At 44.0% G+C, this 20,856-nt stretch carries 22 protein-coding genes; 12 read left to right on the top strand and 10 right to left on the bottom strand.

All coding sequences use genetic code 11. The features are described from left to right. Positions 1-101 precede the first annotated feature (101 nt). The 6 genes from QUE24_RS08065 (at position 102) to QUE24_RS08040 (ending at position 4,849) form a co-directional block, all read left to right on the top strand. Positions 102-320 (top strand): hypothetical protein, encoded by a 219-nt coding sequence (locus tag QUE24_RS08065; protein WP_286303351.1) that lies wholly within the window; start codon positions 102-104, stop codon positions 318-320. Beyond that, complete coding sequence (locus QUE24_RS08060) at positions 321-833, top strand: Slam-dependent surface lipoprotein (protein ID WP_286303350.1); 513 nt, start codon at positions 321-323, stop codon at positions 831-833. A 76-nt stretch (positions 834-909) separates the two neighbouring features. Then, entirely contained in the window at positions 910-2,418 is a 1,509-nt protein-coding gene (locus tag QUE24_RS08055) for a surface lipoprotein assembly modifier (RefSeq protein WP_286303348.1), read from the top strand. A gap of 103 nt (positions 2,419-2,521) precedes the next feature. After that, positions 2,522-3,781 (top strand): tetratricopeptide repeat protein, encoded by a 1,260-nt coding sequence (locus QUE24_RS08050; RefSeq protein ID WP_286303347.1) that lies wholly within the window; start codon positions 2,522-2,524, stop codon positions 3,779-3,781. A gap of 81 nt (positions 3,782-3,862) precedes the next feature. Beyond that, on the top strand, positions 3,863-4,471 hold the full coding sequence (locus tag QUE24_RS08045) for a biliverdin-producing heme oxygenase (RefSeq protein WP_286303346.1): 609 nt from the start codon (positions 3,863-3,865) through the stop codon (positions 4,469-4,471). A 3-nt stretch (positions 4,472-4,474) separates the two neighbouring features. Further along, a complete protein-coding gene (locus tag QUE24_RS08040) occupies positions 4,475-4,849 on the top strand; it encodes a YbaN family protein (RefSeq protein WP_286303345.1) in 375 nt (124 codons plus the stop codon). Here the strand turns inward: QUE24_RS08040 and QUE24_RS08035 are convergent. Beyond that, on the bottom strand, positions 4,846-5,352 hold the full coding sequence (locus QUE24_RS08035) for a sigma-70 family RNA polymerase sigma factor (protein ID WP_286303344.1): 507 nt from the start codon (positions 5,350-5,352) through the stop codon (positions 4,846-4,848). The two genes, QUE24_RS08040 and QUE24_RS08035, sit on opposite strands and share 4 nt — an antisense overlap. Before the next feature lie 221 nt (positions 5,353-5,573). Then, complete coding sequence (locus tag QUE24_RS08030; protein WP_286303343.1) at positions 5,574-6,686, bottom strand: helix-turn-helix transcriptional regulator; 1,113 nt, start codon at positions 6,684-6,686, stop codon at positions 5,574-5,576. A gap of 106 nt (positions 6,687-6,792) precedes the next feature. Between QUE24_RS08030 and QUE24_RS08025 the strand changes: the two genes are divergently transcribed. The 5 genes from QUE24_RS08025 (at position 6,793) to QUE24_RS08005 (ending at position 12,315) form a co-directional block, all read left to right on the top strand. Then, positions 6,793-8,841, top strand: a complete 2,049-nt coding sequence (locus tag QUE24_RS08025; RefSeq protein WP_286303342.1) for a TonB-dependent receptor — start codon at positions 6,793-6,795, stop codon at positions 8,839-8,841. A 340-nt stretch (positions 8,842-9,181) separates the two neighbouring features. Beyond that, positions 9,182-9,463, top strand: coding sequence for a hypothetical protein (locus QUE24_RS08020; protein WP_286303341.1), 282 nt, complete (start codon positions 9,182-9,184; stop codon positions 9,461-9,463). 12 nt (positions 9,464-9,475) lie between these two features. Continuing rightward, positions 9,476-11,110 carry a PepSY-associated TM helix domain-containing protein gene (locus QUE24_RS08015; protein WP_286303339.1) on the top strand — a complete coding sequence of 545 codons (1,635 nt, stop codon included), beginning with the start codon at positions 9,476-9,478 and terminating at the stop codon, positions 11,108-11,110. 115 nt (positions 11,111-11,225) lie between these two features. After that, complete coding sequence (locus tag QUE24_RS08010; protein WP_286303338.1) at positions 11,226-11,891, top strand: pyridoxamine 5'-phosphate oxidase family protein; 666 nt, start codon at positions 11,226-11,228, stop codon at positions 11,889-11,891. A 58-nt stretch (positions 11,892-11,949) separates the two neighbouring features. Then, positions 11,950-12,315 (top strand): Fis family transcriptional regulator, encoded by a 366-nt coding sequence (locus QUE24_RS08005; RefSeq protein ID WP_286303337.1) that lies wholly within the window; start codon positions 11,950-11,952, stop codon positions 12,313-12,315. An 83-nt stretch (positions 12,316-12,398) separates the two neighbouring features. Here the strand turns inward: QUE24_RS08005 and QUE24_RS08000 are convergent, their stop codons facing one another. The 8 genes from QUE24_RS08000 to QUE24_RS07965 all read right to left on the bottom strand — a co-directional run bounded on the left by QUE24_RS08000 (position 12,399) and on the right by QUE24_RS07965 (position 19,195). Continuing rightward, positions 12,399-13,112: a TonB-dependent receptor domain-containing protein gene (locus QUE24_RS08000; protein WP_286303335.1), complete on the bottom strand. Its 714-nt coding sequence runs from the start codon at positions 13,110-13,112 to the stop codon at positions 12,399-12,401. 2 nt (positions 13,113-13,114) lie between these two features. Beyond that, on the bottom strand, positions 13,115-14,833 hold the full coding sequence (locus tag QUE24_RS07995; protein WP_286306061.1) for a TonB-dependent receptor: 1,719 nt from the start codon (positions 14,831-14,833) through the stop codon (positions 13,115-13,117). Positions 14,834-14,936: 103 nt separating this feature from the next. Further along, on the bottom strand, positions 14,937-15,875 hold the full coding sequence (locus QUE24_RS07990; RefSeq protein WP_286306060.1) for a FecR domain-containing protein: 939 nt from the start codon (positions 15,873-15,875) through the stop codon (positions 14,937-14,939). After that, a complete protein-coding gene (locus QUE24_RS07985; RefSeq protein WP_286306059.1) occupies positions 15,872-16,096 on the bottom strand; it encodes a sigma factor-like helix-turn-helix DNA-binding protein in 225 nt (74 codons plus the stop codon). The genes QUE24_RS07990 and QUE24_RS07985 overlap by 4 nt, the downstream gene beginning before the upstream one ends. A gap of 47 nt (positions 16,097-16,143) precedes the next feature. Further along, positions 16,144-16,368, bottom strand: coding sequence for a sigma factor (locus QUE24_RS07980; RefSeq protein ID WP_286306058.1), 225 nt, complete (start codon positions 16,366-16,368; stop codon positions 16,144-16,146). Positions 16,369-16,508: 140 nt separating this feature from the next. Then, a complete protein-coding gene (locus QUE24_RS07975; RefSeq protein WP_286306057.1) occupies positions 16,509-16,970 on the bottom strand; it encodes a tellurite resistance TerB family protein in 462 nt (153 codons plus the stop codon). Positions 16,971-17,016: 46 nt separating this feature from the next. Continuing rightward, positions 17,017-18,144: a GNAT family N-acetyltransferase/peptidase C39 family protein gene (locus QUE24_RS07970; protein ID WP_286306056.1), complete on the bottom strand. Its 1,128-nt coding sequence runs from the start codon at positions 18,142-18,144 to the stop codon at positions 17,017-17,019. Then, on the bottom strand, positions 18,122-19,195 hold the full coding sequence (locus QUE24_RS07965; protein ID WP_286306055.1) for a DUF2817 domain-containing protein: 1,074 nt from the start codon (positions 19,193-19,195) through the stop codon (positions 18,122-18,124). The genes QUE24_RS07970 and QUE24_RS07965 overlap by 23 nt, the downstream gene beginning before the upstream one ends. A gap of 165 nt (positions 19,196-19,360) precedes the next feature. On the opposite strand from QUE24_RS07965, the gene QUE24_RS07960 reads away from it, so the two are divergent. Beyond that, positions 19,361-20,836 carry a RimK family ATP-grasp domain-containing protein gene (locus QUE24_RS07960; RefSeq protein ID WP_286306054.1) on the top strand — a complete coding sequence of 492 codons (1,476 nt, stop codon included), beginning with the start codon at positions 19,361-19,363 and terminating at the stop codon, positions 20,834-20,836. The last annotated feature ends 20 nt before the right edge of the window (positions 20,837-20,856 follow it).

Below are 20,856 nucleotides of genomic sequence, written 5' to 3'. Positions count from 1 at the left end.
CTCAGCCTCACGGCTAAATTTTAATCATGGAACAAGGAGGTGGTTTCTCAAAAAAAGCAGCGTTACCGAATAACTAACTATTTTTTAAATACGAGGACAATATGATGAAAACAGTACAAAAACTATCAATTCTTGCTTTAGCTTTAGGTCTAACTGGTATGGCTCATGCGACAGAATCAGGTCAAAGCTATGACGGTACCATCACCGTCGGAGGTACCACCAGTACATCTCCAGATCACCCAGGCACGATAGGTGCGCCAGGTGTTGGAGTGAATGCTTTCTATGGTGGCACCATGATTGGTTTCTCCAGCCTAAAATGAATGGGCAGCGTTGATGCGAACAATATCTACGCCATCACCACGGCGATGACGCCTCCAAGTCACGCTGCGTTTGGAAATTTTGACTTTGCTCAGGTCGCTGGACAGGAAATCTATTTCGGTGAATGGTCACAAAATGGCACCACAAATGACCCAACCCGAGTGGTCTACTACTCTGGTGATGACACAGACACTACCATGCCAACCACTGGTACAGCCGCCTACACTGTTAAAGGTATCAACAATTACAACGGCTCTAACTTACTGACCGGAACGCTGAATGCTAACTTCGGCACGGGTAACTTATCTGGAACAATGAGCCGAACTGGTCTGAGCATTGCTATCAATGCCTCGATTAATAGTGCTGATGCCAGCTTCTCAGGTGACGCTGTAGCTAATAGCTCAGCGATTGGTACATCTGAAGGTCACTTCTATGGTGCAGATGCTGCCGCTTTAGCAGGGATTGCTAAATTTGCTAACCGTGATTATGACACTGCTTTTGGTGGTGCTCAATAATCATTAGTTAGTTCAAGGATGAAACATGGCCAGATGCTTCCGGGCATCTGGCTTTTTCCTTTTCATGAGTTTCAACATGATGTTTGATGTATACCGATCTCACCACTACCCCACCTCAAGATGGGTAGCGTTTTTGTGCCTGACCGTTTTATCGTTAACCAGTCCGAACAGTTGGGCAGATGATAAAGACACGTCTCTTCGCTTAAATCAGGGCATTGAGTTACGCGCTGATCAACAAGAGCAGGAAATCCTGAAAGATGAAGACTATCTGCGAGGTGAACGGCCCAGTTTAATCATTGATGGTCAGTCATATACTGTTCAGCACAACAGTAATGATGTGGGTCGCGCCCTGTATGTGTCATTGCAGAAAAAACAGTGGTCATCGGTGAAGTTTTTTCTAGAAGAATATGAAGAGTTTGCTGATACAGATCCTATGCTGCTCGCTTATGCCCGGGGCGCTATTGCTCGGATGGAAGGCAATCTGGAACAGGCAGAATCAGAATACCGCCAGCTTATCGACTTAAAACCCGACTTTTTACCCGGTCAGTTAGAGCTGGCACGCGTGCTGTTTGAGAACAGAAAAGATGCAGACTCAGATAAAGTATTCAGTACTATTCAACAGACACTCAATCCCGCCGATGCTCGTCAGCAAGGCGTTAGCACCACAGTGGATAGTTTTTTGCAGGCGTTAGATAAACGTCAGTCCTGGCAAGGTTCGTTTTCGATTGGTCCCACCTGGGTTGATAACTTAAACCAATCATCCGAGAGTTACAGTTGTTTACTCTATTTTGGTAATGTCTGTTTTTACGAACGCGAGACACCCGAAGCGGTGGAAGCACATGGTCTGGACTACGAAGCCACACTCAATAAACGATTTGCTTTGTCCGGTCATCATGGCCTATTTTTTCGTTCGTTATTATTTGGCCAAAGTTACAAAGACCACTCTGATTTTAATGAAAGCCAAATTACCTCACAGCTCGGTTATAGCTACCAAACTCAACGCAATCAATTTTCACTAGCACCGTCTTTTGATTTCTCTCGTTATGGTCATCGATCCATATATGGAGCCTGGGGACTACATAGTGAGTGGTTACATTATGTGTCCGATCGTGTGCTGTTTAAACTTGAAGCCGATTATAAAGATCAGCAATATCGACAAAAAGACTACGCTGCTTACAACGGTGATATTTGGTCAGCTTATGCCACCGCCTGGTATGTATTCCCTGATCAATGGACGCTATTTGGCGGGGTGGACTGGACCAAGAAAGAAGCAGAGACAGAACCCTTCGCTTATCAACAATATGGCATAAGAGCAGGTGTCTCCAAAGAGTTTAGTGACAACATCAATGCCGTCCTTTTCACCTCTGTGCGTCAACGTAAGCATGATGAATTTAACGCTTTACTGGGTGAGCAGCGTGAAGATATTGAACAAAACTACACCCTTATTGTGCGGTTTCCCGGACTGAGTTTTTATGGGCTGGAACCAAACCTTACCTTCAAGCATCGCAAAGTACATAGCAATGTGAATTGGCTTTATTCCTATGATAGGAATATCACCAGTTTGAAATTGGAAAAGCGGTTTTAAACCACTTTAAAATCAGCCAAAAGCAGAAAAGAATTAGGATTATTTATGTTGATACCCCCCATTTTTTGTCTTACTGGTTTGCCTTGTTTTCAGCTCATTAAGTGTGCAAGCTGCTGAGCAAAATGAATGGCAAAAATGGCAATCTGAAGCATCCAGCGCCTATCAAGCGGGCAATTATGAAGCCGCTGAAACAGCCATCCGCAAAGCCATTGCTCGTGCTGAAAAAGCTGATAATGGTGATATCTACAAAGCCAGCAGCCTCAATCTATTGGCATTTATTCAGGAGGCAAAAGGTCAGCCTGAGCAGGCAATGGCCTCCTTATCAACCGCGGTGACCTTAGCCAAAAAAGCATCCGCTTCGCCTGATGAACAGCTCGCCACCTTATTATTTAATCAGGGCGTGTTACTGCAAAAAAATCATCAGCTAAATAAAGCCGATAGCGTGTTGGGTGAGTCGATAGAACAATTCCAGCTCAGCCAGAGTGATGGTAACGGCAAGATGTGGCAGGCCATTTTATTAAAGACGCAAATCCTGATCTCACTAGGCAATCAGCAGCAGGCATTACATCTGGTTTCAACCACCTTATCCGACTCAATGGATAAAACAGGTGCTCAATTACCCTTATCCATAGAAAGCGATTTAGTGTTATCAGCTGCTAATATTCAATTAAAAGAGGGGCAGTATTATCAAGCCATCACCTCACTTGAACAGATGAAAAAGAAACTCAATGGTGAATCAAAACTGACCGCTGAACGGTTGCCAGAATTACTGAATTTACTCGCCATAGCCTATGACAAATCTGGTCAGACTGAAAAAGCAGCTTCAATCCGAAAGCAAAATCTCAATGCACAAAATGATGCCCCCGCCTCGATGGCAACAGTGATGCAGCTCAATGAATTAGGCTTATACCAACAGCAGCAAAATCATCTTGAGCAGGCAGCACAGTATTATCAGCAAGCCTTGTCACAACTTAAGTTATTGAACAAAGAACACAGTATTGAGCAAGCCACCATTTTAGGTAATCTCGGCGCGTTACAACTGGCGACACATGATACAAAATCGGCTGAAGCATCTTTATCGCAGAGCTTAGCGTTATATCAAAGTATGCAGGAAAGACCTGTTGAGGCAGCAGGCATTGCCGGTTATCTCGGCACTTTGTATTACAACAAACGACAATTTGCTAAAGCCGAAACGGCTTTTCTCACCGCCGTAGAGAACTTGCAAAAGACCCGATCTGCAACAGATGAAAACCTGCTACTGGCTTTACAAAATATACAGTCGCTTTATATCGCTTGGGATAAACCTGCTAAAGCCGCTCAGTACAATCAAGCCATTCAGGAGATTAAACAACAACTTCATTAAAAATCAGCTGCTGCATTACGGAAATCAGCGTCTGCTTCGGTATATCAAATAACACAGACATTTTATGAACAGGATAAACCGATGACAGACCAACTGACTCTCTCAAATGCTTTACGCAGCGAAACACATGATTTACATGAAGTACTGGATAAACGCGTGATGCAACTAAATCCATTTGCGGATAGCAAACATTATCAAGGGTTTCTGCGTATGCAATTACGTCTGCATACTGCAGCAGAACCGCTCTATCACAATACCAAGCTCTTAAACTTACTGCCTGACTTGAGTGGTCGTAGCCGTCTTAATGCGGTTTTATCAGACTGTGAGGACGTTGAATTAAATAATACGCTCATCGCAGAAGATCAGCGTATCGCAAGCTACATCAAGATCGCAGATGAGTATGAAGGCCTTGGTTGGTTATACGCGCTTGAAGGTTCAACGCTAGGCGCGGCGATGTTACTCAAACATGTCAAAAACCAACTGAACTTGTCTGAAACGTTTGGTGCCAGCCATATGGCAGCACACTCGGATGGACGCGCCACTCACTGGAAACAGTTTAAAGCGATGTTAGATCAACTTGAGTTAACACAAGCACAACGTGAAAAAGCATTAGCGGGTGCAACACAGGCTTTTATTTTTGTCACTGATGCCGTTAACGATGTAATGATAGATGATGCTGTAGCGAGTTAAACCATGGTTATAACCTTATTGTGGCGCCTTTTCGCATTGATTTTTCTCGGTATTGCCTTCGTAGGCCTGATATTACCGGGCTTACCTACTACCGAGTTTGTCTTGATGGCACTCTGGTGTTCGGCAAAAGGCTGGCCACAATTGCATCGCTGGTTATTAGCGCATCCACGATTTGGTTATATGATTCAGCAATGGCAGCAACACCGAGCCATACCACGACGCGCCAAAGTGATAGCGTTAGTTTCGATGACAATCAGCTGTTATCTGCTATTTTTAAGTGGACTACCACTGTGGGTGAAATGTGTGAGTTCAAGCATGATGGTGGCCGTGTTGTACTGGTTAATCACCCGACCAGAACCATCAAACATCGCGAGTTAGTCTGATGAGAGTGAGGTAGCAAGACATGCCTGCAAACCTTTGGCGATATATTTTTCCACTGAGGATACAGAGACATTTAACTGTTTAGCAATGTCCTTATAGCTCATGCCATCAAGCTGCCTCATTAATAAGGCTTGACGCACATTAGCAGGCAAACGATGCAATAAGCTATCAATTTGGGTTAAGGCTTCTATCATCAATGCTTGAGTTTCAACCGAATGGGCTGTGTCCTCCGGTTGTTGTTTCAGAAATTCCAGATAGGCTTCTTCAACACGACGGCGACGAAATACATCAATCACCAGACCTTTGGCAATATGCGTCAGATATTTACGGGCATCTTTTTGCTCGGGTAATCGACCACTCGTGAGTATTCGTAGATAGGTATCCTGAATCAGGTCGGCGGTGGTTTCAGGACACCCCATGCGGCGTTGGATAAAGACCGACAACCAACCACGGTGCTCCAGGTACAGATTTTCAATAGTGTCTGTGTGTGTAGCACGCATGATGATCCCCTTAAACTTAGTAAAAACTTACAAATCTTAACGAGAATCATTATCATCTATAAACTAAAAAATTGCAAATGCCACGTTTAGATAATAGTTAATTGATTTTTATTGGATTTATTCTCACGTGATTGCACCCTTAGCGCTAATCCGAGTGACTTAAGTATGGATAAATTCCGTTATTCATTTTTAGCCAAGATCACCCCCTGTTTGTCGAAACATCACGGCAGTATGGTGGCAACCAGTTCTGAAGGAGTGAGTTTGAAGCGTTTTTTAAAAGCCGTAATAAAGTTTGAGGGGTGAGCATAACCGGCTATAAAGGCAGCTTCACCAATGGATTTCTTGTCGACCAATAATGCTTTTTTTGCCATATCCAGACGTCGTTGGCGACAGTAGTTATTCACCGTCATCCCATAGGTCGTTTTAAACTTACGCTGTAAGGTGCTCACACTCAGCCCTATCGCTGAAGCCATTTCTGCAACGGTCATGGATTGCATCAGCATGTCATCAATTTGATGTCTTAGTTGGTTTTCCTGTAATGAAGTTGCACAGGGTTGATCTGTTTTTTGTGGCATTTCTGTTCGTTGAAGTGACGTGAGTACCTTTAGATTTTCAGCGATCAGTTGAAAGATGATCGCCTCTTTCAGTAGCTCATCCTGAATAGTCGTTTGTTGAGCTTTAAATAAATAATCACTGGCCAGCTTTGCAACCACATCAGAAGCTTGCCAATGGTAAAAAGCAGCATGAGCTTGAAATAGCTGTTGAATATGCTGCTTTTCATCTGGTGTAGTCGCTCTTTCCTCAAGCCATTGTCGTTCGATAAATATATTGAGTTTATTCACATGCATACCGCGTTCGAAACGGCGACTAAGCATTTCAGGTTGATTAATAATAAAAGCGGAACACTCCACACGGCCCTCACCAAGACAACCTAGCTGATAACGTTGCGAGCCAAGCGAAAATGACACTTTTCCATCAAATAAGATGGTCATGCTGATCGCAGGAGGCAGTTCTGCAAAGCTGGTTCTATCCGCCATTTCTATTAAGTTACCGGCATGCACAGACAGACCATGCCGATCAAAATGATGATGAAAGAGGCCTTTTAAAACGACTTCATCCTGTGCCTTGTCTTCTGAAAAGCTGACATAACGCACATTCATTCGATTCAGCTCAGACAGATAAATCATATTATCCAGTCTCGCTGTCACCTGATTATTTTGTTTGTTTGGTGAATAGTCATTCTGTTCAGCTACTGTCAGGGCTGTTTTTTCATCATTTGATAGCACGCTTTCGACTGACTGGTGATTTTTCATAACACTATGACGTTTGCTCATAACTCTTTTTGGGAACTTGCTCTATAGTCACATTATATAATGATAATGATTTTCATTTACAAACAATAACAAGAAAATCGATCTACGCTTAATGTTAAGGGGATTTATGAACAAACATATCTTAGCCATCGCAATATCAGCCTGTATGAGTACACAAGTCTTTGCTGAAGACGCGGTAAACAGCAACTCAAATCAGAGCAACCGTGTTGAGTTAGGCAGCATCACTGTTGAAGGTGAAAAACAAACACGGACTCTGAAAGACACAGCTTCTTCCGTTTCCGTCATTGATCAAGAAGCATTGAAATCAAACCAATACCACACCTTGCGTGATGCTATTTCTTCTGTACCGAATGTTGTTGTACAAACCGGTGCTGTAGCGAATGTTCGAGGTGTTTTAGGTAATGGTGCTGCAGGTGGCTTTAATGCCGTAACAGGTGGAGCCAGTGCTCGTTTTTCAACATTGATTGATGGTGTTAACCAACCTTTTATCGCTGACTTAGTCGGTGATTCTGGCTTGTGGGATATTGAGCAAATTGAAGTCTTCCGTGGCCCTCAATCTACCAATAATGGACGTAATAGTATCGCTGGTGCCATGTATATCAAGACAGCTGATCCAACGTTTGATTGGGAAGGTAAAGTGAGGTTGGGCTACCGTAATAACGAACGCTATATAGACAAAGCGGTCATGCTGTCTGGTCCTGTTATTGAAGATACATTGGCATTTCGTTTTTCTGGTCAGTTAATTGATGGACAAACCGATACCAGCAACGAACCCTATGAAAGTAATCCAACCAATATTGATTTGAATGAGCTGGATACCAAACAAGGTCGCTTCAAATTACTTTGGACACCGACTGATAATTTGGAGTTAATGTTCACTCACTCTCAATACACTGAAAAAGGTGATGGAGGCCGTCGTTATTTTGAAGATACTGACACCGATGCGTATTTCAAAACCTTTTTCCGTGATATGGACACAGAAAGTGTGATGAACAGCATTGATGCACATTATCAAATCAACACGAGTACTTCTTTGGACATCAAGCTGGCTCAACTAGACTACCAATATGCGTTTGAAACGTATCAAGCGGATCCTGCTGATACACAAAATCTGGATATTGATGATAAAAGCAGAAACATTGATGTGAAATTAAATTTTGGTGAAGGTAACCATGCCTTTAACGGGTTTATCGGTCTCGACTATTACAAACGTGATCAAGATATCGATAGTATCGGTGGCTCAGCTGACTATAACGGTGACGACACCACCGACTCAAAAGCAATATACAGTGAACTTAACTTCGGCTTAACTGAAAAGTTAATTTTAACAACCGGATTGCGTTATCAGGATGAATCTCAAGAGCGTGATTTTACTTATGGTGGGCTACCATATACGTTGAAAGAGGACGATACGATTTTGCTACCCAAAGTCGCGTTGAAATACGACATCACGCCAGAAACTCGGATCGGTGTCAGTGCTGTAAAAGGCTATAACTCTGCCGGTGGTGCACTCTCTGTAACGGATAATGCCTATTACTACTTTGACGAAGAAAAAGTAGATACTTACGAGGCATTTATTCGCACCAGCTTTGATGATAACCGCTACGAAGTCCATGCGAATGTGTTCTTCAATGACTTTGATGGTTATCAAGGTGTGAATTCGCTTCGCCGCATTGACAATATCAAGAAAGTGGAAACCTACGGAGCCGAAATAGAGGGTACAGCCTTGGTGACGGATAATCTTCAAACTCGTCTAGGAATCGGTTTATTACACACCGAAATCAAAGATGCTGGTGACGACTATACAGGGCTTGATGGTAATGAACTTAACTCAGCCCCCGATAAAACGGTCAATTTTGCCGCTACCTATTATGTGTCTGATGATTTTGATCTCGGCGGTAATATTCAATACACCAGTGGTTATTTCAGTGATGTAGAAAATACGAAAGAGCGTGAAGTCAGCGGTTTTTCTTTAATAAACTTACGTGCCAATTATCGTATTGCTGATCTGGAGTTGTCTGCATTTGTTAACAACCTGACCGATAAACGCGCTCGCCGTTCTCGTGAACCTGTTGGTGCTAGAGTCCCGGTAGCGTATGCAGACTTTGTTGAGGCGCGTAACGTCGGTATCTCTGCCACGTATTCATTCTTTTAAGCCTTAGTCACGGGTAAAACCAAGCAGCCGTTATTGACGGCTGCTTTTATTTTTAGAGATCCCAAAGTATGACCATTTATCCTTATATTGCGCTAATGCTGTCGTTCGGCGGAAGTGTGTGTGTTTATTTAGCCTCGCGGCATCAACTTTGGTTGAGCAAGGTCTGGCCTGCATCCTATTTAAGGCGAATTGGGCTTTTATTAATGAGTATAAGCCTGATATTAGTCATCACCACCATGCAGCTCGTAGCAGGTGTGTTCATGATGCTGATATGGGTAATGCTTCTCTTGGTCTTATTCCCCTATATAGGTGCCTGGAAATCACTGAGGAGAGCACGCTAATGACAAGCACGCCATTTCGAGCAGACTGGATCAGTAAATCCCTAGCCGGCATCGTCTTAGGCTTTTTTGCTGCGATGTCGATATGCGGTTTGTTTTTTCTTTTGCCACTACAGATAGGTCGAAGTGGTGAAGCTCAATTAATCATGTGGTTACTTGGCCCTATCTGGCTCACCATTCTCAGCACCTGTTTTTTGTTTCGCTCTGGTGCTCGTGCCTGGTTTTGGCTGGGACTAACTAATGTTGTGCTGTATGCACTGTATTTTTTATTTAAATCCTTCTGAGATGACTCCCACATGAAAGTAAAAGCAGACATTATTCGTACCTATAAATCGCTGCACACCTGGGTGGGTATTATCAGCGGCATGGCATTGTTCATCGCTTTTTATGCTGGTGCATTAACCATCTTTAAAGAACCCATTACCCATTGGGCTACACCGCCTATTCAGCAATCAGAGCGTATTGATCTAGAAAAAATACCCTCTGTGCTTGATCAGCTGGTTGAGTCAGAGCCATCCGCCGCACGAAATATACAAGTGAATTTAGACCCCGAAACACATCACACTCATCAGATCATGTGGACAGTTGAAGGTGACAAAGGCGGCGATCATGATGTGTCCTCACTGCGTTACTTCAGCGCCCATTTAGATAAACAGCAAACACTCGTCACAGAAGAAGTCAGCCCAGCCCCTGTTGCTCAATTTATTGATACCCTGCACCGGGTGGTTGGTCTGCCGGTTGATAGTGATCCTAATCGCTGGATTATGGGTGTTTTTGCCATTTTGTATGTCTTGGCACTGGTATCAGGCTTGATTATTCTGCTACCTATTCTGGTCAAAGAGCTGTTTGCGTTCCGTCTGGGAAGAAAACCAAAACGGGTCTGGCTCGATGCCCATAATGTGGTCGGTGTGACCAGTTTGCCCTTTCACTTGATTATGGCGATCACAGCTTTTGGTTTTGCCTACCATGATCTTATCTATGACGCTCAGGATAAACTCATTCATGAAGGCCAGTTACGTCAGGCGTTATTTTCAAGTGCCCCGAAGCCGAATCCTGAACAAAGTACTGATCCTGCAATGATGTTGTCACCAGAACGATTGCTGGCCACCGCCAGAGAAGTGGCGCCGTCGTTCGAACCTTATCAGCTGCAATATTCAGGTATAACCACACCACGAGCTAGTGTCATGATCTGGGGGCATGAAGCACATGCCATTGCTCCCCGGGCTCCGGGAGGCTTCATTGCGATCAATCCATATTCGGGAGAAGTGCAATCGACCGATTATTTACCAGGCCAGCAGCCGGGAGAAATGGTAGCAGTCAGTAGTTTTTTTGCTTTGCATTTTGCTACCTTTGGCGGCTCACCTATACGTTGGGCATATTTCATTCTGGGTCTAGCCGGAGCATGGCTGTTTTATACTGGTAATTTACTCTGGGTGGAAAACCGCCGTCGCCGAAGTAAGCCCGATGGAACATTATTCACTCAACGAAAAGATGTAAAAGTGATGGCCTCACTCACGGTTGGCATTTGCCTGGGCAGTGTCTGTGGCATTTCTTTGATGCTTGCCAGCAGTAAATGGTTAGCATTAGAGTCCCAGGCCACCTACGCTCATTTCCAATGGGTGTATTACTTTATGTTTTTTGCCGCAATCGCATGGAGCTTCATACGTGGTGCTGCCCGGAGTTTGGTTGAGTTGCTGTACTTAGCTTCTATGCTTACTGCTGCGATGCCACTTACCAGCTTACTGAGCATCCTCATTCCATCAACAGGGCTGTGGATGCATACTGAACTGGACACTTTGATGGTGGATAGTGTGGCACTCATGCTAGCTGTGAGTTTTATCATGCTTGCCAAAGCAACATCTCAACGCGTGTATCATAGTCAAGTCACCGACAGCGTCTGGTCATACCGTCCAGCCATTCGCTCTGTATAAAACGGGCATTTTGTCGACGTTTTCTGATCGTGTTTTCACTATTGGCATCCACTGTTTTTGTACAGTACAGTGAAGGCTTATCAAAAATAAATAGAAACACACAGAGAGAAACACTATGAGCAGACTCTATAACGAAAAACATCGGGCTCTTCAGGACTTATTCAATAGCCGGGAGATGGCCGATCGGGTCGAGGAAGTGGCGCTAGTCACAGAAGTGGATGAGATGGCCAAAGACTTTATCGAAAGCCGTGATATGTTTTTTCTGACAACGGTGGATGAGCGTGGTCGGCCAACGGTGTCTTATAAAGGCGGTGAAGCCGGCAGTTTTATCAAAGTGTTGGATGAGAAAACCATTGCGTTTCCCAGCTATGACGGCAATGGTATGTATTACTCCATGGGCAATATTCAGGGCAATCCAGAAGTCGGTTTATTGTTTATTAATTTTGAGACACCGCATCGCATTCGTGTGCAGGGTACAGCAACAGCATCGAATAACGATCCACTGATAAAAGAATGGAAAGAAGCCGAAATGGTGGTACGCGTAACCGTTTCTGAACTATGGCAAAACTGCCCGCGCTATGTTCATCGTTATCAAAAAGTGAAAGAGTCACGTTATATTCCTAAAGAGGAATACAAAACACCTATCGCCACCTGGAAACGTATTGATAGCCTGCAAGATGTATTACGTGAGCATGAATTAAACCAGGTAGCCGAAGAAGGGGGCACCATGCCAATTGAAGAATGGTTTAGCTATATTCAATCAGGTGATGACAAGGCGTAAGCTTTGTCGCAGACCATATCTTTAAGCACAAGCTAGGGCTATTAGACTTACCCACATTATGCGTAAAACAGATAAAAAATTAGACAATGCCTTACGACTACTCCTCACCGAAGTATGTGAGCAAGCATTAAAAGATATCCATGGCTTTGAGTGGTTAACCCACTTAGTGAACTATGACAACTATCCCAACAGCCTAAAGATCATCTGTGTGTTTGATGACAATGAGAGTTTGGACAACTACCTTCAATCAGATAAGCACGACCGTTTGCTATTACTCATTGAATCGGAGCTTAAGAAACGTAATATCAAGTTAAAACGCCTAGCCGATCATGTGAGCTACGATACTGAGGAAAACTGCACACTTCAGCACAATGGTCATTGGGCAAGCAGATTAAATGAACCATCTCGCTTTACTAGCCATTAATGACGACGCCCAACTGACAGCCTCTTATCAAAGGTTAACCTCTAAAAAAAGCCACCACAGAAGTGGTGGCTTTTTTACTCTCATTAAAAGTCTAATGAATACCCTACTGTTAAGGTTCTACCTCGACCTTTGAAGTTACGAGTATCTGAGCCATAACTGGTTTGTGATGAGTAGCTGAAATAATCCTTATTCAGTAGGTTGGTGACACCAGCATGAAGCTTACCAGCAGAGAGTTTATAGGCCATGGTGGCATCAATTAGCCCATAGGATTTGAACTGCTCTTCATCCTTCCCCGGCTCTTCATCAAAGTTACGATCGAAGTTGTAACTGGCTTGTACAAATGACGACAGCTTTGGTGTCCATTCTGCCTGCCAGCTAGCAATTAAACGGTTCGGTGGAATATTTTGACCATTGAGATCAGTATCGACTTTGCCATCATCATTGCTGTCGTAACGGCCACGAATATAGGAATAAGCCAAGTTGAGTTTATGGTCATCATTCATTTTCCAGCCTAAGTTAGCCTCAGCACCATTGATTTCTGTTTTTTCACGATTCACAAAATATTCTGTTTTATCGGCATTAGCAGAGAGATGCGAGCCCAAGTCAGAGTCTGACTCGTAGTAGCTGATCTCAAAGTCAACAGTGTCCCAGTCAAACCGTAAACCAATTTCTCTATTAGTCGTCAGAATGGGTTCTAGATCCAGCAAACTATCCACACTCAGGCCAGCGACACTCACACCGCGTAAGACACGCCCCACATCAGGCATACCAAAGCCTTCTGAGTAATTCGCAAACACGCTCATCCAGGACAGAGGACTAACGACGATACCACCATTAAACAAGGTCTCACTGAAATCAGGATTCCCCCTTTGACATCAACACTGCCCTTGCCATAAACAGTAGTGAAGTCATCGACGTCCAGCTCCGAGTGCTCATAACGAACCCCAGCATGTAATACAACGGCGTCTATAGGTTGCAACTGTAGTTGCAAGAAAGGTGCATAATTTTTATAGACCACTTCCGGTACATAATTACGGTTTGTCATGGCCAGATTTTGTAATGAGCTGTCCTCAATCAAATCCAAACCAGTCGTGACTTTCAATCTGTCTTCCAATAAACCATCTTTAACAAAGGTGAATTTCGCCCCTTTCTTCACTGACTCAATCTGAGTTTGATCAATGCTATCAGGTGCCAAAACAGGATCTTCGAAACTACTGGATGCTAGTGCCCCATATAAAGCTTCAAACTCCTGACGATAGGCCTGGGCAGTAAACTCCATTCCCGCCAAATCATAATTCTGGTATTTGAGGCTGGTAGTTAAGACTCTGATATATGGCGCATCGCCGACTGGGGTTCCCCTGACTGAGGTGGTGGGTATACCTTTCTCAATATCACCGTCGACGCTAATGTAATCATTGCCACCTTTGACTTGATAACGATTTAGAGAAGCTTCTATATGCTGATCATCATTTATCCAGTAACCCAGCTTGGTAAACAGGTCGTAACTCTTGGAGTTCATGATATCGCCCTGCACATTATCGACACCAATTTCGGTACCATCGGCATCCAGAAACACACCTTGTCTTTCGTAACTTAGGCCAAGCGTATATTCGAAATCATTTTTGCTACCACTCAGATTGTAATCTGTACGGTAACCCGACGTTTCATCACCAAACTCGCCGGTTGGTGTGGTCATTTGCACATTCAGACTTTGTTTGAGTGAATCCTGACTTGGGCGGCGGGTAATAAAGTTGATAATACCACCCGTTGCGCCAAGCCCATGAATAGCACTGGCACCGTGAATCACTTCAACGCGTTCCACCATGGACATATCAATGGTGTGACCATCACGCTGACCATCACGTAGTGGGTTACTCTGAGGCACACCATCAATCAAAAATAACGGCGAACGACCACGGAAGGTTTCACCACCACTGGTGAGCTTCTGACGGCTGGGTGAAAATGAAGGTAACAAATTACTCAAAATTTGAGAGCTATCACTGCTCATTTCCATCTGCTGCTCAATCTGAGCACGATTAATCACCGTCACCACTTGTGGCGAATCTTTTAGCTGGGTGTCAGAGCGTGTCGAAGTAATCAACATATCATCCAGCTCGACACTCTGTTTCTGCTTGGGTGTGACAGCAACGGGGACTGATTTTCTGACGATAGAGTAACTGCCATTGGAGAGTAAGGTCGCCTCTAAGCCTGTATTAGCTAATAGTACACTCAATAACGAGGATGGCGCTTTAGTCCCTTGGTAAGCTGAGGTCTGGATGCCTGCCACTACATCGGGGCTAAACGAGACGGTAATCCCACTCTGCACAGAAAATTGATTGAGTGCCGACTCGAGTGAGCCTGCTTGAATATGAAAGCTTTGTTGCTGAGTCATACTGTCTGCATAGCTGAGGTTGGTTGTGAGATCAGTGCTCACCATGGCGGTCGTTAACATCCCTGCCATGATGAGTTGTCGGCTTAATGGCGACAACGTTAAAGGTAAGAAAGTGGTGTGTTTCATCACTAGTCCTGTTAGTTAATGGATATTAGCGTTGCGATAACGCTGCTATCTAACAGGCCGAACGACACAGCAGAATCGTTAACCCCCTTAAACAAAAAAATATTCAGACAGGTTCAACTTGTGCCCAGAAACGCGTGAAATAGCGGACTTTGACTGGCAAAGTGCTACTGAGATTTTCTAATACAGAACGGGTGTCATTGATATTAAACGCCCCAGAGATACGAAGTGATGCAACGCCAGCATCACAATGTAATGTTCCTTTGTGATAACGGCCGAGTTCGTTTAAAAATTGATCCAGTCGCCAGTTGCTGACAATCAACATCCCCTGTGTCCAGGCATCCATATTGACGGGCATCAAACTCAACGAACCGTGTTTCAATGTGTTAAAACGCATGCAGTGGCCGGCTTGAACTTTGACGGCTTTACTGGCTTTTTCCGGCATAACTTCCACCGCATGTTGGCTAACGCCGACCCAGGTTACATCATCATGACATCGAACCTGAAAGCGGGTGCCGAGCGCTTTGACTGTTCCTTGTGCCGTTTTTACAATAAAGTCTTGCTCAGGCATCTGTTTGCCTGTTTCAACAAGAATCTCACCACGATAGAGTATTAACTCTCTGGCATGCTCACTGATATTCACATCCAGAGCCGTATCGGTATTAAGTGATACTTGGCTACCATCTGCCAGCTGTATTGTTTTACGTTCACCCGTCCCCGTACGATATTGTGCCATCCAAGTAGAAAAAGTTCGTTGTTTATAGGCCACGCCACTAGCACCACCCACGCTTAAAACGACAACCAATGTTTTGATTAATTGACGACGAGACTGACGTGCCTTTTCCAGCGTGCTCTGCCTGACTTCATTGGGGACAATTTTCAATTGTTTTTGTAAACGTTCCACCCGTTTCCAGGCATCATAATGTCGACTATCAGCCGCAAGCCAGGCCTGATGTGCTTCATAAATGGCATCACCAGGTTGTGCACTTCGAAGATCCACAAACCAACTGGCGGCCTGCGTTAAGATATCTTCGGTGAGTTTCATGGTGAGTCCTCAAGCAATAACAAACACTGTGTCATCGCTCGAATAAAATGCTTGCGAACAGTCGGCACGGAAACATTTAAGCGCCGACTGATTTCAGCAAATGACAGCCCATCAAGCTGAGCGAGTAGAAAAATGTGTCGTCCGCGCTCACTCATCTCATCCAGCATTTGTTCAATCTGTAACAAGGTATCGATAATGAGATGGTGTTGTTCTGCAGACATCGTATGTTGCTCTGGTTCTATTTCCAGCGCATCGAGATAAGCCTGCTCTACTGTGCGACGACGAAAAAATCCACCAGCAAACCACGCGCAATACTGCTTAAGTATGCTCTAGGTGAGCTCAACTCATGCTCACGCCCCTTCATCAATATCTTGATAAAGGTTTCCTGCGTTAAATCTTGCGCGTGCTCAACATGATTTAAACGAGAACGGATCCAGCCCTGAAGCCAGTCTTGATGTTCTGTATAAAGCGATTCCAGCGATTGCACAGCCATTATGAATAGAATTACGTGACAATTGATAATGAGATGCATTATCGTTTTGGAAGTAATTTAGCAATAATAAAAATAACGGGCTGTTTGATTTATAAGGATTATTTTAAAAAAGCATGAAGTATAATTGGGCTGTTATAGCCTTAACTGGCTTCGCCAACAACTTTGAGCTTAGTAGCAATAAAGTCTTTGTGGGAAACGTATAACAAACTGGCGAGCTTACGAATCACGTGTTCTTCAATATCTTGTAGCTCGTGATCAGCCCAGGCTATTAGCCAAAGCATTTCGATGAGTTCGATTTTCTCTTGTTCGTTATATTGCTGATTTATGTCGGCAGTAAAGCGGTAAAAGTCAGTGGCTTCATCATGTGCTCTTTCAGCTTCGGCAATCAATTTCTCAGCGTCGCTATCTTCGACATCAAATTGACTTGCCAGGATCTGCCGAAGCATGGCCTTTTCTGTCTCATGCTCTTCATCATCGACCGCAATAATTTCAATCATTAATGCTACCGCCGCCAGCACTTTAGACTGCTGTTGATTCGCTAAATAGACATCGGTGTTATCACCCAAGGTGGATGAAAACATTTGTTTTAGTTTTTCGATCATAGTTATCTCCTGCAAGCAAAACCGACTGCCAGCAGTGAAGTAAAGTTCATTTCTTATTGGATGGGCTGACAATGACAGCAGCTTGATAACGGGGTTTGCCGTAGCCAATCATACGGTTAAATTCTTTGTGTGTAACGGGAATATAACCACTATCTGTCACGCTTTTATTATCATCCCAGTCCACATCCGGATCATGAAAATACACAAAGGTATCAGAGACAGACACGACTAAAATCCAGTGGGGGGATTTACTTTGGTTCAGACGATATGAGCTTATCAAGACAAGCGCCAGTGCCCCTTTAGATAGATACTCGCTTAATAACGCCGCATCAACCGGTGCTTTGATTTGTTGAATATCAGATTCAGCTATTTTTTCGATAAAATCTTGGTGCACACATTCAATAACCGACTTCTTTTCTTCACTGCGTACACCATTAATAAAGGGAATGTCATCTGAGTTACAGACAAGGGTTGTTTTCAAACCTCGCTGATTGGCTGCTAAAGCCAAGCCTTGTGGACTGCAGCCACCATGACCGGAGGTCATAAAAATTGTTGTGGCTTCGCGCCATAACTGCAATTCAAGTTGACGAGTGAGTGCTAACTCACCATCCATGCTTTTCATTGCCATCATTAGGCAAGCAGGCCCACAGGTAAAGTCGGTTGACTGAGAGTAGTGAGCAACCTCTGGGTGTGTGACTTCAGGCACATGATGCAGCACTTTCATCATGCGAATAGCGTCAGCATGATCTTCATAAAAGTCAGTGACAATATCAAACGGTTGATAGCCGAGTTTTTCGTATAACTTAATGGCGCCGAGGTTATCAGGCCGCACTTCCAGACGCAGAAAACTTCGCCCATCTTCCAGCGCCAGCGTTTCGGCTTCCTGCATTAATTTAGCGGCGATACCGGCTTTTCGATAATTGGCATCAACCGCTAATGAATATACCCGGCCAAGTGACGTACCTTGTGAGTAAAGTAACAACACATAAGCCACCAGAGTGTCATTGGTGGTCGCCACCAACAACAAGCTGTGACCTTTTTTGATCATCCATTTAAAGCTACGTCTTGAAATGCGATCCGTTTCAAAGCACGCCTCTTCTAACTCACTGAGCGCGTTAACGTCATCAAGTGTTGCTTCACGCAGCACAAACTCAGCGGGCGTTATGATTGGCATGTTCAGTTAATCCATCTAACGCCATTTCAATAACCTGACGGCCACGGAACAATACTAATTCCTGCCACTGTTTTTGATCAGGGCAGAAGAAATCTTGCATAGCATGTTTTACATCCATCGTGGCATCATCAGACCAGTCCATTTTGCCTTTCTGTTGTAGTTTTTGATCATCCGATAACACTTGCAGCATCTGCTGAGTACCAAACGTACCAAACTCTAAAGTTAAAAAGCACACATTATCGCCTTGCTGATGCCAGAAATAATCATGCAAACCGAGTTTTGTTCCGGAGCTGGATGTCCCCAGTGAAGGTTCAGTGACTGTTGCGCCAAATAATTCAACCGCATATTGGTGACCCTGACTATTAACAGGATGATCACAGATAAGCTCACCAAAACCATAGGGGCCCAATCCACTGTGAATATCAATCACGATCACTTGTTTACGTTTGGCTGGTTTAATTTGTGCGGCTAACTGCTCAATAAGCTGGCGTGACCATGTGGGTTCGCTGCCACCATAATAGGGAGCTGAGGCTTGTTCATATTGACCTTCTGATAATAAATCAAACTTTTCTCTATCCTGAGCGACGGTGGCAATATCGGTTTTACCTTGTTCCAGCTCTTGCCAGATTTTTGCTGCTTTTGAGGCCGGTAACTCACTGTTGAAATCAACAAAGTTACGGTTCACATCCACACCTTGATCATCACCACGACTGGCCCAGGCAAATCCCCATGGGTTGATCGCATGAACCAGGACAACACAGACATCCTGAGGCAGACGACGATAACGTGTCACAAAATCTGCTTGAATTGCTGAGCCAGCGCCACCTTCCACACCGTGTAGTCCGGACACTAATACAATAATATTTTCTGCTTTTGGATTGCCCGCCCAGGCGATATCACAAAATAACTTTTCGTTTTTCGGGCCTTTAAGTGGGTGTGAATGATGCGTTAATCTTTCAATAATCGAGCTGGTTTCGACATTATTGATAAATTTATCTCTTGCGCTGGAATAGCGCTGCGAAAATACGCTTAAAACGGCATCTGCATACATTTTAACGGGCCTCCTGTGCAAAATTTTCGCGAAGGATATGTGAGTTTTGCCATTTTGACCAGCAAATAAAAAGGGATGCAAAATTTTTTATTACATCACCTGTCTATTCACTTTATGATTCGCTTTTAGAAAGCCTTTTGACACTACCATCACCGAGGACCAGACATGACTAAGCATTTGATAATAGTTGAAAATATTGATGACTGGAGTCCTTACTTTCCCAGCGAACAAGTGATCGATGTTGATACCTATCTACAATCCTTATCGCAAAATACTCATGCCCCTGCGCAAATTCTTAATTTATGTCGAAGTCTGGATTATCTCAGTCGCGGCTATTATTGCTCGATGGTGGCAGAAGCCAGAGGGCACCGTGTTTTGCCCGGACTTCGCACTATTAATGACTTATCTCGCAAAAGCCTTTATGCCTACGACTTGTCGGATTTATCCACTCAGCTTGATAAACAGCTCAGCATGGCTTCAGGTGAAAGCTTCGTGCTGAAGATCTGTTTTGGGCAAACGCCTATCAGCTCATTACAGAAACTGGCTCGGCAAATCTTTGAGCAATTCCCCTGCCCGATACTGGAGGTGGAATTTAGCTTTAATGGTCACTGGATTATCAGCCAGATAAAAGCCGGTGCGATTAATAAGCTCACAGAAACCGAGCAAGATTTTTTTGCAGAAGCTTTAGATAACTTCAGCCATCGCTTATGGCGGAAGCCGGCTAAGCGTCGCCAGTTTCGATATGACATGGCCATTTTGCATAATCCTAAAGAAACCATGCCGCCGAGTGATATGGCCGCATTGAAGAAATTCATCAGTAGTGGACGTCGCATTGGTATTGATGTGGAGCTGATTACCCCCAAAGATTACATTCGCCTAGCAGAATATGACGCCTTATTTATTCGTGAAACTACCGCTACACATAATCACACCTACAAATTTGCCCGTCGTGCAGAAAGTGAAGGTTTAGTAGTGATTGACGACCCCACATCCATTATTCGCTGCACGAATAAAATTTATTTAAAAGAACTCTTGTCAGCCAACAATTTGCCTATGCCCGATTCACACCTTCTATATCGCAATGATACGGCTGGTCTGGACAAACTTTGTGAGACAGCCACCTTTCCATTGGTGATGAAAATTCCGGACGGGGCTTTTTCAAAAGGTGTGATTAAGGTAAACAATGCAGACGAGCTTCGAGAGCAAGCGCCTGCCTTTTTCCAACAGTCGGCCATTATTCTCTTGCAAGAGTTTATGTATACCGACTACGACTGGCGTATTGGTATGTTTAACAACAAACCTATCTATGCCTGCCAATATTTTATGAGTAAAGGCCATTGGCAAATCTATAACCACAACACCAAAAAAGGCACTTCCAGTGGTAAGTCTTCCGCCATCCCGATGAGCGAAGTACCAGAAAAAGTGCTGAAAATTGCGACAAAAGCGGCGAAATTGATTGGAAATGGTCTATATGGCCTGGATATCAAACAAAGCGGTAACCGTATTGTCATTATTGAAATTAATGACAACCCCAGCATTGATAGCGGTGTCGAAGATCATTATCTCGGTATGGCTTTATACGATGACATTATGCGAGAGTTTTTAAGACGGCTGGAAGAACGCCGGGCTGCGAGTCATTAATCTTTTTTCCACACAAATAA

Source organism: Methylophaga marina (genome assembly GCF_030296755.1).
Lineage (GTDB): Bacteria > Pseudomonadota > Gammaproteobacteria > Nitrosococcales > Methylophagaceae > Methylophaga > Methylophaga marina.
This window is presented reverse-complemented; position numbering and strand designations above follow the sequence as displayed.

Bases quoted from the DNA above. Each gene is read 5' to 3' on its own strand.
- QUE24_RS08065 (WP_286303351.1), top strand. From the start codon at position 102: ATGATGAAAACAGTACAAAAACTATCAATTCTTGCTTTAGCTTTAGGT.
- QUE24_RS07960 (WP_286306054.1), top strand. From the start codon at position 19,361: ATGACTAAGCATTTGATAATAGTTGAAAATATTGATGACTGGAGTCCT.
- QUE24_RS07980 (WP_286306058.1), bottom strand. From the start codon at position 16,368: ATGGCTGTGCAATCGCTGGAATCGCTTTATACAGAACATCAAGACTGG.
- QUE24_RS08045 (WP_286303346.1), top strand. From the start codon at position 3,863: ATGACAGACCAACTGACTCTCTCAAATGCTTTACGCAGCGAAACACAT.
- QUE24_RS07975 (WP_286306057.1), bottom strand. From the start codon at position 16,970: ATGATCGAAAAACTAAAACAAATGTTTTCATCCACCTTGGGTGATAAC.
- QUE24_RS08005 (WP_286303337.1), top strand. From the start codon at position 11,950: ATGCGTAAAACAGATAAAAAATTAGACAATGCCTTACGACTACTCCTC.
- QUE24_RS08020 (WP_286303341.1), top strand. From the start codon at position 9,182: ATGACAAGCACGCCATTTCGAGCAGACTGGATCAGTAAATCCCTAGCC.
- QUE24_RS07995 (WP_286306061.1), bottom strand. From the start codon at position 14,833: ATGAAACACACCACTTTCTTACCTTTAACGTTGTCGCCATTAAGCCGA.
- QUE24_RS07970 (WP_286306056.1), bottom strand. From the start codon at position 18,144: ATGCCAATCATAACGCCCGCTGAGTTTGTGCTGCGTGAAGCAACACTT.
- QUE24_RS08010 (WP_286303338.1), top strand. From the start codon at position 11,226: ATGAGCAGACTCTATAACGAAAAACATCGGGCTCTTCAGGACTTATTC.
- QUE24_RS07985 (WP_286306059.1), bottom strand. From the start codon at position 16,096: ATGTCTGCAGAACAACACCATCTCATTATCGATACCTTGTTACAGATT.
- QUE24_RS08035 (WP_286303344.1), bottom strand. From the start codon at position 5,352: ATGCGTGCTACACACACAGACACTATTGAAAATCTGTACCTGGAGCAC.
- QUE24_RS08040 (WP_286303345.1), top strand. From the start codon at position 4,475: ATGGTTATAACCTTATTGTGGCGCCTTTTCGCATTGATTTTTCTCGGT.
- QUE24_RS07990 (WP_286306060.1), bottom strand. From the start codon at position 15,875: ATGAAACTCACCGAAGATATCTTAACGCAGGCCGCCAGTTGGTTTGTG.
- QUE24_RS08060 (WP_286303350.1), top strand. From the start codon at position 321: ATGGGCAGCGTTGATGCGAACAATATCTACGCCATCACCACGGCGATG.
- QUE24_RS08015 (WP_286303339.1), top strand. From the start codon at position 9,476: ATGAAAGTAAAAGCAGACATTATTCGTACCTATAAATCGCTGCACACC.
- QUE24_RS07965 (WP_286306055.1), bottom strand. From the start codon at position 19,195: ATGTATGCAGATGCCGTTTTAAGCGTATTTTCGCAGCGCTATTCCAGC.
- QUE24_RS08055 (WP_286303348.1), top strand. From the start codon at position 910: ATGATGTTTGATGTATACCGATCTCACCACTACCCCACCTCAAGATGG.
- QUE24_RS08030 (WP_286303343.1), bottom strand. From the start codon at position 6,686: ATGAGCAAACGTCATAGTGTTATGAAAAATCACCAGTCAGTCGAAAGC.
- QUE24_RS08025 (WP_286303342.1), top strand. From the start codon at position 6,793: ATGAACAAACATATCTTAGCCATCGCAATATCAGCCTGTATGAGTACA.